This window comes from Nocardioides sp. LHG3406-4, assembly GCF_049897745.1.
GTDB lineage: Bacteria > Actinomycetota > Actinomycetes > Propionibacteriales > Nocardioidaceae > Nocardioides.
Map to the genome: position 1 here is coordinate 603734 of NZ_JAFCWV010000002.1, position 15629 is coordinate 619362.

General features: G+C 72.1%; 17 protein-coding genes. 15 read left to right on the plus strand and 2 right to left on the minus strand.

Features of this window, described 5'->3' with window-relative positions; all coding sequences use genetic code 11:
* The first annotated feature begins 10 nt into the window (after positions 1-10).
* Both ACP7BP_RS08970 and ACP7BP_RS08975 read left to right on the plus strand, forming a co-directional pair.
* Complete coding sequence (locus ACP7BP_RS08970) at positions 11-871, plus strand: amino acid ABC transporter permease (RefSeq protein ID WP_426244231.1); 861 nt, start codon at positions 11-13, stop codon at positions 869-871.
* A 53-nt stretch (positions 872-924) separates the two neighbouring features.
* Positions 925-1689 carry an amino acid ABC transporter ATP-binding protein gene (locus tag ACP7BP_RS08975; protein ID WP_426244232.1) on the plus strand — a complete coding sequence of 255 codons (765 nt, stop codon included), beginning with the start codon at positions 925-927 and terminating at the stop codon, positions 1687-1689.
* A 12-nt stretch (positions 1690-1701) separates the two neighbouring features.
* On the opposite strand, the gene ACP7BP_RS08980 is transcribed toward ACP7BP_RS08975, so the two are convergent.
* The gene (locus tag ACP7BP_RS08980; RefSeq protein ID WP_426244233.1) at positions 1702-2763 is read right to left on the minus strand and encodes a hypothetical protein; all 1062 of its coding nucleotides are present in this window, start codon (positions 2761-2763) and stop codon (positions 1702-1704) included.
* Between the two features lie 266 nt (positions 2764-3029).
* Between ACP7BP_RS08980 and ACP7BP_RS08985 the strand changes: the two genes are divergently transcribed.
* Together ACP7BP_RS08985 and ACP7BP_RS08990 are read left to right on the plus strand one after the other, a co-directional pair.
* A complete protein-coding gene (locus tag ACP7BP_RS08985) occupies positions 3030-4832 on the plus strand; it encodes an ABC transporter ATP-binding protein (RefSeq protein ID WP_426244234.1) in 1803 nt (600 codons plus the stop codon).
* On the plus strand, positions 4832-6643 hold the full coding sequence (locus tag ACP7BP_RS08990; protein WP_426244235.1) for an ABC transporter ATP-binding protein: 1812 nt from the start codon (positions 4832-4834) through the stop codon (positions 6641-6643). The genes ACP7BP_RS08985 and ACP7BP_RS08990 overlap by 1 nt, the downstream gene beginning before the upstream one ends.
* On the opposite strand, the gene ACP7BP_RS08995 is transcribed toward ACP7BP_RS08990, so the two are convergent.
* Positions 6644-7369, minus strand: coding sequence for a hypothetical protein (locus ACP7BP_RS08995; RefSeq protein ID WP_426244236.1), 726 nt, complete (start codon positions 7367-7369; stop codon positions 6644-6646).
* A 145-nt stretch (positions 7370-7514) separates the two neighbouring features.
* Here ACP7BP_RS08995 and ACP7BP_RS09000 point away from each other — a divergent pair, with 145 nt between their 5' ends.
* The 11 genes from ACP7BP_RS09000 (at position 7515) to lgt (ending at position 15452) form a co-directional block, all read left to right on the plus strand.
* A complete protein-coding gene (locus ACP7BP_RS09000) occupies positions 7515-8357 on the plus strand; it encodes a DUF4397 domain-containing protein (protein ID WP_426244237.1) in 843 nt (280 codons plus the stop codon).
* Positions 8357-9082 (plus strand): class F sortase, encoded by a 726-nt coding sequence (locus ACP7BP_RS09005; protein ID WP_426244238.1) that lies wholly within the window; start codon positions 8357-8359, stop codon positions 9080-9082. The genes ACP7BP_RS09000 and ACP7BP_RS09005 overlap by 1 nt, the downstream gene beginning before the upstream one ends.
* A gap of 188 nt (positions 9083-9270) precedes the next feature.
* Entirely contained in the window at positions 9271-9630 is a 360-nt protein-coding gene (hisI, locus tag ACP7BP_RS09010; RefSeq protein WP_426244239.1) for a phosphoribosyl-AMP cyclohydrolase, read from the plus strand.
* A complete protein-coding gene (locus ACP7BP_RS09015) occupies positions 9623-10210 on the plus strand; it encodes a Trp biosynthesis-associated membrane protein (RefSeq protein ID WP_426244240.1) in 588 nt (195 codons plus the stop codon). The genes hisI and ACP7BP_RS09015 overlap by 8 nt, the downstream gene beginning before the upstream one ends.
* A 51-nt stretch (positions 10211-10261) precedes the next feature.
* Complete coding sequence (locus ACP7BP_RS09020) at positions 10262-10498, plus strand: HGxxPAAW family protein (RefSeq protein ID WP_426244241.1); 237 nt, start codon at positions 10262-10264, stop codon at positions 10496-10498.
* Positions 10470-10922, plus strand: a complete 453-nt coding sequence (locus tag ACP7BP_RS09025; RefSeq protein WP_426244242.1) for a DUF2752 domain-containing protein — start codon at positions 10470-10472, stop codon at positions 10920-10922. Before ACP7BP_RS09020 ends, ACP7BP_RS09025 begins: the two co-directional genes overlap by 29 nt.
* A gap of 89 nt (positions 10923-11011) precedes the next feature.
* The gene (gene trpC / locus ACP7BP_RS09030; protein WP_426244243.1) at positions 11012-11794 is read left to right on the plus strand and encodes an indole-3-glycerol phosphate synthase TrpC; all 783 of its coding nucleotides are present in this window, start codon (positions 11012-11014) and stop codon (positions 11792-11794) included.
* Entirely contained in the window at positions 11791-13032 is a 1242-nt protein-coding gene (trpB, locus tag ACP7BP_RS09035) for a tryptophan synthase subunit beta (protein WP_426244244.1), read from the plus strand. Before trpC ends, trpB begins: the two co-directional genes overlap by 4 nt.
* Positions 13029-13826: a tryptophan synthase subunit alpha gene (gene trpA, locus ACP7BP_RS09040; RefSeq protein WP_426244245.1), complete on the plus strand. Its 798-nt coding sequence runs from the start codon at positions 13029-13031 to the stop codon at positions 13824-13826. Before trpB ends, trpA begins: the two co-directional genes overlap by 4 nt.
* On the plus strand, positions 13819-14436 hold the full coding sequence (locus tag ACP7BP_RS09045; protein WP_426244246.1) for an SCO family protein: 618 nt from the start codon (positions 13819-13821) through the stop codon (positions 14434-14436). Before trpA ends, ACP7BP_RS09045 begins: the two co-directional genes overlap by 8 nt.
* A 2-nt stretch (positions 14437-14438) precedes the next feature.
* Complete coding sequence (gene lgt / locus ACP7BP_RS09050; protein WP_426244247.1) at positions 14439-15452, plus strand: prolipoprotein diacylglyceryl transferase; 1014 nt, start codon at positions 14439-14441, stop codon at positions 15450-15452.
* Positions 15453-15629: the final 177 nt, after the last annotated feature.

A 15629-nucleotide genomic window follows, 5' to 3' on the forward strand; every position in this document is an offset into this window, starting at 1 on the left:
TGGGCGCCCGATGACCGCGGGTACCGACGGCTGGCAGCCTTCCCCGGTACAGGTCGAGCGGGACGCCTACCGCCGGCGTCGGTCGGTGCGCAGTGCGCTCATCGCCGTGGCGAGCACGACGGTGCTGGTCGGGGGAGCGGCCGCGGCCGTGGTCACCTCGCCCGGCTGGCAGCGGGTCCACGAGACCTACTTCAGCTGGGACAAGGCGGTCGACTCGTTCCCGGCCGTCCTCGACGGGCTGTGGCTGAACATCCGGGTGATGGCGGTCTGCGCCGTCGTGATCTTGGCGCTGAGCCTGACGATCGCCGTGATGCGCACGATCCGCGGCCCGGTCGCCTTCCCGCTGCGCCTCATCGGCACGGCATACGTCGACGTCTTCCGCGGCCTGCCGCTGCTCCTCCTGCTCCTCCTCCTGGGGTTCGGCGGTCCGGCGCTGAAGCTGTCGGGGCTGCCCACCTCGGCGCTCTTCTGGGGCTGCACGGCGCTCGTGCTCTCCTACTCGGCGTACGTCGCGGAGGTCTTCCGCGCGGGCATCGAGTCGATCCACCCCTCCCAGCGACTGGCGGGCCGGTCGCTGGGGCTGAGCACCGGACAGACGCTGCGCCATGTGGTGCTGCCGCAGGCGTGGCGCCGGGTGCTGCCACCGCTGATGAACGACCTGGTGTCGCTGCAGAAGGACTCCGGCCTGATCGCCGTGCTGGGCGTCGTGGACGCGATCCGGGCGGCCCAGATCGAGACGGCCGAGGACTTCAACTACACGCCGTACGTCGTCGCGGGGGTGCTGTTCATCTGCCTCACGATCCCGATGGCCAGGGCCACGGACTGGTTCGCGCGCAAGCAGGGGTTCCACGGGGCCGGGGGGATGCTGTGAGCGACGGAGTCGAGCGAGGAACGAGCGAGCGACCGAGCTCACCGAAGGGTGCTGTGAGCGAGCGACCGAGCTCACCGGCCGAGGCGACGGCCCTGCTGGAGATGCGCGGGGTGCGCAAGGCCTTCGGGCCGCACGTGGTGCTGCGCGACATCGACCTGGCCGTCGAGCCGGGTCAGTGCGTGGTGCTGATCGGCGCGTCGGGGTCGGGCAAGTCGACGCTGCTGCGCTGCGCGAACCTGCTCGAGACGGTCGACGACGGCGTCATCACGTTCGAGGGCGAAGACGTCTCCGACCCGCGTGTGGACGCCGACGCGGTGCGGTCCCGGATGGGGCTGGTCTTCCAGGCCTACAACCTGTTCCCGCACCTGAGCGTGCTCGGCAACGTCACGCTGGCGCTGCGCAAGGTGCACGGGGTGGCGAAGGCCGAGGCCGACAAGCGGGGCAGGGCGATGCTCGAGAGAGTGGGGCTGGCAGAGAAGGCTGCCGCCCGACCCGACGACCTCTCCGGCGGCCAGCAGCAGCGGGTGGCGATCGCCCGCGCACTGGTGGCGAACCCTCGCCTGATGCTCCTCGACGAGGTGACGTCCGCACTCGACCCCGAGCTGGTGGGGGAGGTGCTCGACCTGCTGACCGGGCTGCGTGACGACGGGGTGACGATGCTGCTGAACACCCACGAGATGGGCTTCGCGCGCGACGTCGCCGACACGGTCTGCTTCCTGCACGACGGTGCGATCCACGAGTCGGGCACGCCCGCGCAGGTTCTCGGCGACCCGCAGGAGGAGCGCACGCGCGCCTTCCTGTCACGGTTGCGGACCTAGGCACGTCCTGGCTCAGCGCAGGCAGCCGGCCATCACCCCGACCTTGCGGAACCCGGTGAGGTCGCCGGCGCCCCACTGCAGAGGCGGTACGTCGTAGCCGCCGCCGTGGCCGTTCATGTGCTGGAGCGGGTCGTTCACGTGGCCGAGGCCCATCACGTGACCGAGCTCGTGCTGGAGGATCTGGATGGTGTTGGTGGCGTCGATGGCGGGCTCGAGCGCGTCGAGGACGACTCCACTGCGGTACATCTCGGCGACCCTGCGCCCCCGTGCGTCGCGAGCCCAGCGCGAGTCGACCGCGCCGCCTCGCCCGGAGACTCCCTCGCCGATCCGCCAGCGCGTCTCCGAGGGCTTGGCCCAGGCGATCACCAGGTCGGTCCGGCGGGGCCAGCGTCCCTTGGCGCCCGGGACGTAGCCGGTGGTGCCGGCGTACTCGAACCGCACGCCGGATGCCATGGTGACCGCCCCGAGCGCCGCCTGGGACGCCTGCTGCGCCGTCTCGGGGTCGGGAAGGCCCTGGGTCGAGTTGAGGCGGTACCTCACCGTCTGGCAGGGATTGATGCGGTAGCGGGGACTTCTCCGGATCGGGCGCCAGGCCCCCGGGCTGCCGGCGGGCTGGTATCCCGGCTCCACGGTGATCCTCTTCGCACTGGATGCATCGGCTCGCGCCCTTCTCGAGCGGGTGCTGAGCACTCTCATCTTGCTCGAGTAGAGCCAGTCCGTCGGGACCACGAACGAGTAGGCGCCGTCGCTCGATGAGCGGGCCTGGTCGACCCTGCGCCACCCGGAGGCGGTCCGCTGCTGGAGGACGACGCGTCGCTCGCCGGGGACCTTGCCCGTGACCCCGCCCGTGACCCCGCCCGTGACCCTGCCTTTGACGCTGCCCTTGACGCTGCCCCCGACCGTGCCCGTGACGGTGACCAGCGAGCCGGCGACGGCCGACCGCGCGGACCAGGTGGCTGACGTCTTGGTCCGCGACGGACGGGGGGCCGCCTCGGCGCTGGGGACGGAGGCCCCCGACATCACGGTCAGGGTGGTGGTGAGGGCAGCTACCGAGACCGTGAGCGTGCGGGTCATGCGGGACTCCCGGAGTCGGGTCGGGCGATCGGGTCGGGGCGACTCCGAGGGTCCGCTGCCGCCGGGGTCAGGACGGCACCCCGCCACCACAGGCTAGATGCCCCGGTCGCGGTTGCGTAGGGATCGACGTGGCTTTCCTGACCGACGTACGTGACGCGGCGGCGTGGCCGGACGCGGCAAACGATTCGGTGAGTGTCGGTGCCGGGGAATAGCCTGACCCGGCCAGGTGGTTGCGGGCGACAAGGAACGGGGAGGCGGACGCGCGAGTGAGTGACCAGACGGCTCGGTCAGCAGGCAGGATCGACCGACGAGGCACGACGAGCGCCGGATTCCGCGTGCTGGCTGTGGGCATCCGCCGTGAGCCGGCGATCTTCATCTTGTCCACGCTCGGCAGCGTGCTGTTCGCCGTCCTGACGGTCGCCGACGCGTGGGTGCTCGGCTGGTCGACCGACCATGTGGTGATCCCCGCCTTCCGCGACGGCGAGATCGGCACCGGGATGCTCTGGGCGGTCGTCGGGCTCTTCCTCGGCGTGGCCATCCTGCGCGCGGTCGGCATCGTGGCGCGCCGCCTCGGCGCCGGCGTCATGCAGTACCGCATGCAGGCCCACACCCGTCGCGCCGTCACTCGCCAGTACCTCTCCCTGCCGATGGAGTGGCACCAGCGCCACCCGACCGGGCAGCTGCTCTCCAACGCCTACTCCGACGTCGAGGCGGCCTGGGGCCCGATCGCGCCGCTGCCGATGGCGCTCGGCACCCTCGTCATGATGGTCATCGCGATCGCGCAGATGCTCTTCGCCGACGTGGTGATGGCGGTCGTCGGGTTGCTCGTCTTCCCGGCCGTCGTCGTCGCCAACCTCGCCTACCAGCGGCTCGCCTCTCCGCTGATGACCCGCGCCCAGGGCCTGCGCGCCGAGGTCAGCGAGATCGCCCACGAGTCCTTCGACGGCGCGATGGTGGTCAAGACCCTCGGCCGCGAGACCGAGGAGACCGACCGGTTCACCGCCAAGGCCCACGAGCTGCGCGACGTCAACGTCCGCGCCGGCCGCATCCGCGCCGCCTTCGACCCGACCCTCGCCTCGCTGCCCAACCTCGGCGTCCTGGTGGTGCTCGCGGTCGGCGTCGAGCGGGTGATGAGCGGGGCCACAGACGCCGGCGACGTGGTCACCGTGGCCTACCTGCTCACCATCGTCTCCTTCCCGATCCGGGCGATCGGCTGGCTCCTCGGCGAGTTCCCGCGCAGCGTCGTGGGCTACCGCAGGGCCAAGGCGGTCATCGACGCGACCGGATCGATGGAGTACGGCGACGCCGTGCTCCCGTCGGTTGCCCGCGGCGCCCGCCTCGAGGTCGACGGCCTCGCCTACTCCTACGACCACGACGTGCCACTCCTGCGGGATCTGTCGTTCAGCGTCCAGCCCGGCCGCACGGTCGCCATCGTGGGTGCCACGGCCTCCGGCAAGAGCACGCTGACCAACCTGATGACCCGGCTGGTCGACCCCGACGCCGGCGCGATCACCGTCGACGGGGTGGACCTCCGCGAGCTCCGCCCCGGAGCCCTCGCCCGGGCGGTCGCCACGGTCCCGCAGACGGCGTTCCTCTTCGACGACACCGTCCGCGGCAACGTCACACTCGGCGCCGACATCCCCGACGAGGACGTCTGGGCCGCTCTGCGCGACGCCCAGGCCGACGGCTTCGTGGCGGCCCTGGAGCACGGCCTCGACTCGATGCTGGGTGAGCGCGGAACGTCCCTGTCGGGAGGCCAGCGCCAACGCATCTCACTGGCCCGTGCGCTCGTCCGCCGCCCCCGCCTGCTCATCCTCGACGACGCCACGTCGGCGGTCGACCCGGAGGTGGAGGCGCGCATCCTGGCCAGCCTGCGCAACGCCGGCGGTGACACCACCCTGGTCGTGGTCGCCTACCGCAAGGCCACGATCGCGCTCGCCGACGAGGTGGTCCACCTCGAGGACGGCCGGGTCCGCGACCGCGGCACGCACGCCGAGCTGCTCCGTCGGAGCCCCGGCTACGCCCATCTCGTCAATGCCTACGAGCACGTTCCCGCGGAGGACAGCTGATGACCGCCGTGACCACCGAGCGCCGCGACGCCGGCACCCTCGTCGAGTCGGGCGAGGACATCGGCGCGATGGAGACGATCCGCCGTGGCGTCCACTTCTCTCCCGAGCTGCGCGAGGGCATCGGCGTCACGCTCCTGCTGGCCGTGGTGGCCTCCCTCGGCCAGATCGTGGTGCCGGTGGCGGTCCAGCAGACCCTCGACCGCGGGCTGGCCGGGTCCGGTGGCCCCGACGTCTCGTTCGTGGTGTGGATGGGCGTGATCTGCGCGGTCGCCATCGGCGTGACCAGCACCGCGTCGTACCTCATGACCAGCCGGCTGTTCACCACCTCCGAGCGGGGGCTGGCCACGCTGCGGATCAAGGCCTTCCGGCACGTGCACGACCTCCCGCTGCTCACCCAGAACACCGAGCGCCGGGGTGCCCTGGTCTCGCGGGTCACCACCGACGTCGACCAGGTCAGTCAGTTCCTGGTGTTCGGCGGCCTGATCTTCGTGGTCAGTGTCGGCCAGATGCTCGTGGCGACGGTGATCATGGTCATCTACAGCTGGCAGCTCGCGCTCGTCGTGTGGCTCTCCTTCGCACCGCTGTTCGGCTCCATCCGCTACTTCCAGCGCAAGCTGTCCGACGCCTACAGCGTCGTACGCCGGCAGGTGGGCGTGCTGCTCTCGGCGATCTCCGAGCCGGTCGTCGGTGCCGCGGTGGTCCGCTCGTACGCCGTGGAGGGGCGCACCCAGCAGCGCATCGACGACGCGATCGACGAGTTCAAGTCGGCCAGCACCCGCGCCCAGAGGTTCACCGTCGTGTCGTTCTCGCTGGGCGGCATCTCCGCCGGACTCGCCAACGCAGGGGTCCTGGTGGTGGGCGTGCTGCTGGGCTTCACCTCCGACATGACGCCCGGCACGATCCTCGCCTTCGCGTTCCTGGTCACGTTGTTCGTGGGACCTGTCCAGATGGGCACCCAGATCCTCACCGACGCCCAGAACGCCATCGCGTCGTGGCGGCGGGTCATCGGCATCCTCGAGACGCCCGCCGACCTGGTCGACCCCGGCGAGGAGGGGCGCGCCCTGCCGCGCGGCCCGATCGACGTCTCCTTCCAGGCGGTGGAGTTCTCCTACCCGGGCGGGCCGCCGGTGCTGCAGGACGTCACCATGGACATCGCGGCCGGCACCCGCGTCGCCATCGTCGGCGAGACCGGCTCCGGGAAGTCGACCTTCGCCAAGCTGCTCACCCGGCTGATGGACCCCACCGACGGCGCGGTCCTGCTCGACGGGATCGACGTGCGCGAGGTGCGCCAGGCCAGCCTGCGCTCAAGCGTCGTACTCGTGCCGCAGGAGGGGTTCCTCTTCGACGACACCATCACGGCCAACGTGCGCTACGGCCGGCTGCACGCCACCGAGGCGGAGATCCTCGCGAGCGCCGAGGAGCTCGGCATGGCCGACTGGCTCGCGGGGCTGCCGCGCGGGCTGGAGACCAAGGTCGGCCAGCGCGGTGAGTCCCTGTCGGCCGGCGAGCGCCAGCTCGTCGCGCTGTTGCGGGCCCACCTCGCCGACCCCGACCTGCTCGTCCTCGACGAGGCGACCTCGTCGGTCGACCCGGCCCTCGAGATGCGCATCGGTCGTGCCCTCGAACGCCTGATGAGCGGCCGCACCAGCGTGACCATCGCCCACCGGCTCTCGACGGCGGAGGCCGCCGACGAGGTGGTCGTGGTCGACCGCGGCCGGATCGTCCAGCGCGGCCCGCATGCCGCGCTCGTCCAGGTCGAGGGTGTGTACGCCGGCCTGCACGCGTCGTGGATGGCCCAGCAGTCGCACTGATCAGCCCCGTGGCAGGTCGATCTGGGTCACCACCGTCGACTGGGCTGCCGGGATCGTGGTGGTCCGCCACAGCCCGCCGTCCTCCCGGCCGCACAGCTGCTCCTCGACGGGAAGGTCCGGGCACACGATGTTGTGAACGCTGACGTCGCGAATCTCCATCACCACCGATGCATCAGGGGGACCGGCAGCGGAGGCCAGTGGCCGCACGTGCACCAGGACGCGACGCTTCGCGGCCGCCGCACTGTGGGTCGTGGCACCCACCAGCCGGTAGGTCAAGGTCACCACGACGCTGGGCTCGGGGAGCCGGACCTCCCAGGGACCGGCGGCGCCCGCGGGCGGCACGGACATCCTGACGTCGCCCGCGTCCAGCTCGAGGTCGAGCACCCGGGGCGCGGTGCCCAGCGGGCGTGACGAGGTCGACGGTGGCAGGCGCAGCTCCAGGGCCAGCAGGGGCTTGCTGGTGCGGAGCACCTCGGTCACGTTGACATCCCCTGACGCCAGCGGCACGACCTCGACCTCGAGTCGTGGTGCCGCTTTGACCACGGCTGCTTGGGAGGCGATCGGGACGATGTCCGGCAGCCCCGTCGGGTCGGGCTCGTCGCGGGAGAAGGAGGCCCGGATCGCGAGCGCCATGGCAGCCACCGTCAGCAGCGTGGCAGCCACGACCACCAGCCCGCGCCAGCCGAGGTCGCCGGCCTCCTCGGTCTCGACCTCCTCTGATGCCATGGCATCCCTCCGGTGACCCGGTCGGCGACGAGTGCGGACAACATCAAGGTACGCGCGGAGACCCGCCCCCGACGTCGACAAAATGGGGGATGGTATCCCCGGTGCGCTGACGTAGCCTCCAGCCCTCATCAATGAGGGGGGCTCCATGAAGGTTCGCCGAATCCTCACCGCGCTGGCCGTCGCCGTCGTCGCGACCACCGTGTCTGCGCCTGTGTCAGCGGCTCCGTCGGCGGCCGGGGGCTCGGCGCCGCCGGCAGCCTCCGTCTTCGTCATCCAGGGCGTCACCGGATCGACGTGGTCGATCACGCTCGACGACGAAGAGCTCAGTGCCGCCGCCGGTCCCAAGGACATCCTCGGGCCCGTCAAGCTGGCGGCCGGCAGCCACACCGTCACCGCCACCGACCCCGGCGGCGCCGAGGTCACCGCCACGGTGGAGGTCGAGTCGGGCGAGAGCCTCGACGTCGTGCTCCACCGCCCGGTCGACCCGACCGGGCGGCCGCTCTTCACCACGTTCGAGAACGACCTGGCGCCGGTCAAGGCAGGCAGCGGTCGCGTCACGGTCGCGCACACGGCGTCGGCGCCACCTGCCGACATCCGGGTCAACGGCGAGGTGCTGCTGGCTGACGTGGCCAGTGCGGAGGAGATCACGGCCGTGGTCCCCACCGGGGTGTACCCCGTCGACATCGTGCCGGCCGCGACGGACGGGCCGGTGGTGCTGGGCCCGGTGGACCTCGAGGTCGCCGGCAGCGCCCTCACTCGCGTCTTCGCGGTCGGGGTAGCGGCCGACCAGACGATGGATGCGATCGTGCAGGTGCTTCCGGTGCAGAGCACGGACGCGACGGTGCCAACGTCGGTGCCCGCCGGCGACGGCAGCATGGCTGCAGCCGCTGACGCCACCTCGCCGATCGTGACGCGGCCCGGCGTCTGGCTCCTGCTCGGCGGTGCCGCGCTGGTGGCCCTGGGGATGCGAAGGCTGCGCCGCCACTGATGGGCCGCACGCTCGCCCTGCTGGTGGGTGGCGTCGTGATGGCCTGCGCCGGCGTCTGGTCGCTCGGGGCGAGCCACCCGGATCCGGCATCGACGCGGGCCGTCGCAGCCGACGGTCCGGCGCTGCCGCTGCCGGCGAGCCCCCCGGTCGCACCTCCTTCCTCCGAGCAGCCCGAGCCCGGACATCGGTCGGCGCCGACGGCGCGACGCGCACGACCGGCGCATCCCGGTCGCAGGCCCTTCTCACCCACGACCGTCACGTTCATCGATGCCCACGACCCCGAGACCGCGCCCGTCGACCCGGTGGGCACGAGCGTCGACGAGACCCTCGACCTGCCGCCCGACCCCGCCCGGATGGGCTGGTGGACCGGAGGCTCCCAGGCCGGGGCGCCGTACGGGAACGTGGTGCTGGCCGGGCACCTCGACTCGGCGCGGTTCGGCGTGGGGTTCTCCGCGCTGATGGCCGAGCTCGACGTCGGGGACGAGGTCGAGCTGTCCGACGACGACCAGGCACTCGGCTACGTCGTCACCGACCGCTTCCTCCAGCCCCGCACCAGTGTGGCGGCGCTGGCATCGTTGTTCTCCGACCGCGGCCGACCGCTGCTGGTGCTCATCACCTGCGGCGGCAGCTACGACTCGGCGGCCGGCGCCTACTCCGACAACATGGTGGTCCTCGCCCGCCCCACGCAGCCTCCGCGACCCAAGCACCCCGTCCGCGCTGGTTGACTGCTGGGATGACGGACCGGGTCCCTGATCACCGCCTCGAAAACGCCCACATCTAGTCGCCCGGTTGCTGGCACCCAGGCTGCTCGGCCGACATCCCGCTCTACCCGACGGGCCTCCAGGCGATGCTCGGCGAGCTGGGCTGAGACGGCGGTACCCGGGTGCTCCCGGCACGGCGGGATACTGGACCCGTGACCGAACTCGATCCAGCGATCGCCGCCCGCGTGGTGTTCAACCCCGACGGGCTCGTGCCGGCGGTTGTCCAGCAGCAGGGCACCGGCGAGGTGCTGATGCTCGGCTGGATGGACGCCGAGGCGCTGGCGCGCACCCTCACGACCGGCCGGGCGACGTACTGGAGCCGCAGCCGCCAGGAGTACTGGGTGAAGGGGGACACGTCCGGCCACCACCAGCACGTGCGAGGGGTGCGCCTCGACTGCGACGGGGACACCCTGCTCGTCACCGTCGACCAGGTGGGGGTCGCCTGCCACACCGGCGACCGCACCTGCTTCGACGCCGACGTGCTGCTCGACGACGGAGCAGCGGGTGGCTGAGCGCCGGCGTACCTTCGGACCGGTGGTGCTGCTCGGCCTGGCCGGTGCCGGGCTCAGCGCGGTCGCGGGCACGAAGGCGTGGCTGCACGCGGGGGCGGATGACGTCGAGCCGGGCTCTGCCTACGCCTCGGTGCTGATGGCCGAGTCGGGCGTCGGGCAGATGCCGCTGGCGGGCGCGCTGGCCCTGGTTCTGCTCGCCTGCTGGGGCGTCGTACTCGTCACCCGCGGCCGCGTACGCCGGGTGGTGACCTGGCTGGCGCTGCTCACGGCCCTCGGCCTGGCCGCGACCGTGGTGGCGGGCTGGTTCACCCTCGACGACCAGTTCCGTACGGCGCTTCGCGACTTCGTCGGCACCGAGCCCGAGTTCTCCTGGACGGCGTGGTTCTGGGCGGCCGTCGTCGGGGCGCTGCTGTCGCTCGCCGCGGCCGTGGCCGCCGTGCGGTTCGTGCGGTCGTGGCCCGAGATGGGCAGCAAGTACGACGCCCCCGCATCCCGTGAGCCGAAGCGGCCCGACCCGGCGAGCGATGAGAGCCAGGAGCTGTGGAAGGCCATCGACGAGGGGCGCGACCCCACCGGCTGACCGATCTCCTAGACTCGAGCACAGCACCCGACCGGAACACAGGAGCACCTCATGGCTGACAACCACGGCAACACCCCCGCGGCATGGACGGCCGTCGGCGTGGCCATGCTCGGGTTCCTCGTGGGTGGCATCGCGCTGATGCTCAGCCCGGTCAACCTGACGCTCTTCTGGATCGGTCTCGCCCTGGGCGCCGTCGCACTGCCGGTGTTCCTCGTGATGGCCAAGCTGGGGCTGCACGGCGACGCGACCGACCACAAAGATGAGCTCACCACCGAGCCCACCCGCTGACCTGGCGGGCCGCGACACCGAGCGGTCCCGCGCCCGGCGGCTTGCCTCGCCCCTCGGCGCCGCCGGTCTGGCGATGCTGGCGACCGCAGCCCTCTACGTCCGCGACCCGCACGCCGGCGGCTCGTGGGGCCGGTGCCCGACGGCGCTCCTCGGCTTCGACTGCCCCATGTGCGGCAGCCTGCGAGCGGTCAACGACCTGACGCACCTCGACGTCGGGGCGGCGCTCTCCAGCAACCTGCTGCTGATGGTCGCCCTCCCGGCGATCCTCCTGCTGTGGTTGCGACGCGTGGTCGCGTGCTGGCACGGGGGAGACGCCATGGCACCGCTCGTCCCGCCGGTGTGGGTGTGGTGGACGCTCGCGGCTGTGGCGGGCGTCTTCATGCTCGTGCGCAACCTGCCTGCTGGCAGCTGGCTCGCGTCCTAGCAGCCTTCCGGCCCGTGAGCCCGGCGTCGGCGCCGACCGCCGGGGTGAGAGGCTGGACCCACACCCATCCGCCCGTCTGGAGGCAAGTCGTGTCCGTGCTCGACGAGATCGTGGCCGGCGTGCGCGACGACCTCGAGCAGCGCCGTGCCTCGGTCCCGGTGACCGAGCTGCGCGCCGCGCTCGCCGACGTCGTACCGCCCCGTGACCCGATGCCCGCGTTCCGCGCCGCCGGGTCCAGCGTCATCGCCGAGGTCAAGCGCAAGAGTCCGAGCAAGGGGGACCTTGCCGACATCGCCGACCCGGCCGCGCTCGCGGGTGCCTATGCCCGCGGCGGCGCCGCGGCGATCAGCGTGCTGACCGAGAAGCGCCGCTTCGGCGGCAGCCTCGACGACCTGCGCGCGGTCCGCGCCGCCGTCGACGTGCCGCTGCTGCGCAAGGACTTCATCGTCGAGAGCTACCAGCTCGTCGAGGCCCGCGCCGCCGGTGCCGACCTGGCCCTGCTGATCGTGGCCGCGCTCGGCCACGACGACCTGCGCCGCCTCCACGACGAGGCGGTCGAGCTCGGGCTGACCGTGCTGGTCGAGGTCCACGACGAGGCCGAGACGGAGCGGGCGGTCGACCTGGGAGCCGAGCTGATCGGCGTCAACGCCCGCAACCTCAAGACCCTCGCCGTCGACGCGGACGCGTTCGGCCGGCTGGCCCCCCTGATCCCCGACGACCGCGTCCTCGTGGCCGAGTCCGGCATCGGCGGCCCCGACGACGTGCGGCGATTCGTCGGCGAGGGGGCTCGCGTCGTTCTCGTCGGCGAGGCCCTGGTCCGCGACGGCGACCCCGAGCGGGCCGTGCGGCAGATGACAGGAGTGCAGGCATGACCCACACCTACGACGCCGACGAGCTCGGCTACTTCGGCGCGCCCGGCGGCGTGCGCTGGGGCGGACGCTTCATGCCGGAGGCCCTCGTCGCCGCACTCGACGAGCTGACGGCCGCGTGGCAGGACGCCATGGCCGACCCGGAGTTCGTGGCGGAGTTCGACGCGATCCTCACCGACTACGCCGGCACGCCGAGCCGGCTCTACTACGCGGAGCGGCTCAGCAAGCTGGTCGGCGCCCGCATCCTGCTCAAGCGCGAGGACCTCAACCACACCGGGGCCCACAAGATCCGCAACGTGCTCGGGCAGGCCCTGCTGACGCGCCGCATGGGCAAGACCCGGGTCATCGCCGAGACCGGCGCCGGGCAGCACGGCGTCGCCAGCGCCACCGCCGCGGCGTACTTCGGGATGGACTGCACCGTCTACATGGGCTCGGTCGACACCCGGCGCCAGGCGCTCAACGTCGCCCGCATGCAGCTGCTCGGCGCGAAGGTCGTGCCGGTCGACTCCGGCAGCGCGACCCTCAAGGACGCCATCAACGAGGCCCTGCGCGACTGGGTCGCCTCCGTCGACCACACCGCCTACCTCTTCGGGACCGCGGCCGGGCCGCACCCCTTCCCGAGCATGGTCCGCGACTTCTGCCGCGGCATCGGCGACGAGGCCCGCGCCCAGTGCCTCGAGCAGTACGGCGTGCTGCCGGACGCGATCGCGGCGTGCGTGGGCGGCGGCTCCAACGCCATCGGGCTCTTCACCGCGTTCCTCGACGACGACGGCGTCGCCATCCACGGCTTCGAGCCCGGCGGCGAGGGAGTCGACACCGGCCGGCACGCGGCGACCATCCACGCCGGCGCCAGTGGGGTGCTCCACGGGGCCCGCACCTTCGTGCTCCAGGACGACGACGGCCAGACCGTGGAGTCGCACTCGATCTCAGCCGGTCTCGACTACCCGGGCGTCGGACCCCAGCACGCCCACCTCGCGGCGATCGGCCGGGCGACGTACACGCCCGTCACCGACGCCGAGGCGATGGAGGCGATGGCCCTGCTCAGCCGCACCGAGGGCATCATCCCAGCGATCGAGAGCGCGCACGCCATCGCCGGAGGGCTCCGGGTGGCCGAGCGCCTGGCGGCCGAGAAGGGGCCCGACGCGACCGTGCTGATCAACCTGTCCGGTCGCGGTGACAAGGACATGGGGACCGCCATCGAGCACTTCGGGCTCGGCGAGCCCGAGGAGGAGCCGGTATGAGCGTCTCGCGTGCCTTCGAGGCCGCCCGGGCCGAGGGGCGCTCGGCGCTGGTCGGCTACCTGCCGGCCGGCTTCCCCGACGTCGACGGCTCCATCGAGGCGATGCGCTGCATGGTCGACGCCGGCTGTGACGTGATCGAGGTCGGACTGCCCTACAGCGACCCGGTGATGGACGGCCCGACCATCCAGGCAGCGGCGCAGCAGGCGCTCGACCGCGGCGTCCGGACCACCGACGTGCTCCGCACTGTCGAGGCGGTCGCCGCGACGGGCGTGCCCACCGTCGTGATGACCTACTGGAACCCCGTCGAGCGCTACGGCGTCGACCGCTTCGCCGCCGACCTCGCCGACGCCGGGGGAGCGGGGCTGATCACTCCCGACCTGACCCCCGACAGCGCCGAGGGCTGGATCGCCGCCGCCGACGTCCACGACCTCGACAAGATCTTCCTGGTAGCGCCGTCCTCCACAGACGAGCGCATCAAGATGACCACCGCCGCCTGCCGTGGCTTCGTCTACGCCACCGCGGTGATGGGGGTCACCGGCGCCCGCACGAGCACGAGCGATCTCGCCGGTCCGCTGGTGGCCCGCACCCGCGCGACGACCGAGCTGCCGGTGTGCGTGGGTCTGGGCGTCTCCAACGGCCGCCAGGCAGCCGAGGTCGCGTCGTACGCCGACGGCGTGATCGTCGGCTCCGCGTTCGTCCGCGCCGTCCTCGACCACGCCGGCGACCGGAAGGCCGCCCTGAAGGCCCTGAGGGACCTCACCACCGACCTGGCCGAGGGAGTACGCCGTGCCTAGGTCGCTGCTCGGCCTGCTCGTCGCCGCCCTGCTGGTGAGCGGGTGCGGCGCAGCGGGCCAGGTCGTCCTGCCGCCCGACGAGGACGGCCTCCACGGAGCGCGCCTCGACCAGCCCTACACCGTGCCCACCGCGCCGTTGACCGCGACCGACGGGTCGCCGTACTCCCTGGCCGACAGCACCGACAAGCCGCTGACGCTGGTGTTCTTCGGCTACACCAGCTGCCCCGACATCTGCAGCATCGTGATGAGCTCGCTCGCCTCCGCGGTCACTCGCCTCGACGACGCCCAGCGTGCAGAGGTCGACGTGGTCTTCGTCACGACCGATCCGGCGGTCGACGACCGCGAGAAGGTGCGCAGGTTCGTCGACCGGTTCGACCCGGACTTCGTCGGGCTCACCGGCGACCTCGATACGATCATCGCCAACGCCGACTCTCTCGCCATCGCCGTCGAGAAGGGTGAGAAGCTGCCCTCGGGCGGCTACGAGGTGGCGCACGGCACCCAGGTCGTCGGCATCACCGCCGACGACCGGGCCCACGTTGTGTGGACCGAGGAGACCTCGGCTGCCGAGTTCGCCGACGACATCAAGACCTTGCTCGACGAAGGAGCCTGACCGTGCCCCTCGACCTCTACGCCGCGTTCATCCCCAGCCCGTCCGACGGCGTCTGGAACCTCGGCCCGGTGCCGCTGCGCGGCTACGCGCTCAGCATCATCGTCGGGATCATCTTGTCGATCTGGGTCGCCGAGCGTCGCTGGGTGGCCCGCGGCGGCACCTTCGGCGACGTGCAGGACCTCGCCATCTGGATGGTGCCGTTCGGCCTGGTCGGCGGCCGGCTCTACCACGTGATCACCGACTACCACCTCTACTTCGGTGAGGACCGCAACCCGGTCACGGCGCTCTACGTCTGGCGCGGCGGCCTCGGCATCTGGGGCGCGGTGGCGCTCGGTGCGCTGGGCGCGGCGATCGGCGCCAGGCGCAAGCACATCAAGCTGCTGCCGATGCTCGACACGCTCGCGCCCGCCGTACTCATCGGCCAGGCGCTGGGCAGGTGGGGCAACTGGTTCAACCAGGAGCTCTTCGGCCGCCCGACGGACGCGCCGTGGGCCCTCGAGATCGACGCGGCCCACCGGCCGCCCGGCTACCTCGACTTCGCCACCTTCCACCCCACGTTCCTCTACGAGTTCATCTGGAACCTCGCTGCGTTCGCGGTGGTGGTCTGGGCCGACCGGAGGTTCCGCCTCGGGCACGGCCGGGTCGTCGCGCTCTACGTGATGGCCTACACAGCGGGCCGGGGCTGGATCGAGTACCTCCGCATCGACACCGTCCAGATGAACGACGTGTTCGGCCTGCGGCTCAACGTCTGGACCTCGATCGTGCTGTTCGTGCTGGCCCTGGCCTACTTCGTGTGGGCCACGCGCAACCGTCCGGGCCGCGAGGAGGTCGTCTACACCGACGGCCGCCCGGTCGCGGGGTCCGAGCGTGCCGAGCAGGCCGACGAGCCGGCTGAGGCTGGCGGCGACGTCGCCGCCGACCGGTCCGACCTCACCAGCGTGGAGCCGGAGCCGGGTCCACGAGCAGGCGGGGACGCACCCTCACCGACGCCGGAGGCCCGGCCCGAGGAGCGGTGAGACGGGTTCGGCCGAGCGGGGCTGATAGGCCCCGGACCGCCGTCTCAGGAGCGCGGCACGAACGTTCCAAGGCCTGAAACGGCGATCCCACCGGTCGTTGCCGGGTGTTAGCCTTTCCGCGCAACAGCTTGGGCCAACGTCGTCCCGCGCAGCACCGCCAGACCTGCACCGAACCCC

What these genes read in the sequence shown, in the direction of transcription:
- ACP7BP_RS08970 (WP_426244231.1), top strand. Translation starts at nt 11, where the DNA reads ATGACCGCGGGTACCGACGGCTGGCAGCCTTCCCCGGTACAGGTCGAG.
- ACP7BP_RS08980 (WP_426244233.1), bottom strand. Translation starts at nt 2,763, where the DNA reads ATGACCCGCACGCTCACGGTCTCGGTAGCTGCCCTCACCACCACCCTG.
- ACP7BP_RS08990 (WP_426244235.1), top strand. Translation starts at nt 4,832, where the DNA reads ATGACCGCCGTGACCACCGAGCGCCGCGACGCCGGCACCCTCGTCGAG.
- ACP7BP_RS08995 (WP_426244236.1), bottom strand. Translation starts at nt 7,369, where the DNA reads ATGGCATCAGAGGAGGTCGAGACCGAGGAGGCCGGCGACCTCGGCTGG.
- ACP7BP_RS09000 (WP_426244237.1), top strand. Translation starts at nt 7,515, where the DNA reads ATGAAGGTTCGCCGAATCCTCACCGCGCTGGCCGTCGCCGTCGTCGCG.
- ACP7BP_RS09005 (WP_426244238.1), top strand. Translation starts at nt 8,357, where the DNA reads ATGGGCCGCACGCTCGCCCTGCTGGTGGGTGGCGTCGTGATGGCCTGC.
- ACP7BP_RS09020 (WP_426244241.1), top strand. Translation starts at nt 10,262, where the DNA reads ATGGCTGACAACCACGGCAACACCCCCGCGGCATGGACGGCCGTCGGC.
- ACP7BP_RS09025 (WP_426244242.1), top strand. Translation starts at nt 10,470, where the DNA reads ATGAGCTCACCACCGAGCCCACCCGCTGACCTGGCGGGCCGCGACACC.
- trpB (WP_426244244.1), top strand. Translation starts at nt 11,791, where the DNA reads ATGACCCACACCTACGACGCCGACGAGCTCGGCTACTTCGGCGCGCCC.
- trpA (WP_426244245.1), top strand. Translation starts at nt 13,029, where the DNA reads ATGAGCGTCTCGCGTGCCTTCGAGGCCGCCCGGGCCGAGGGGCGCTCG.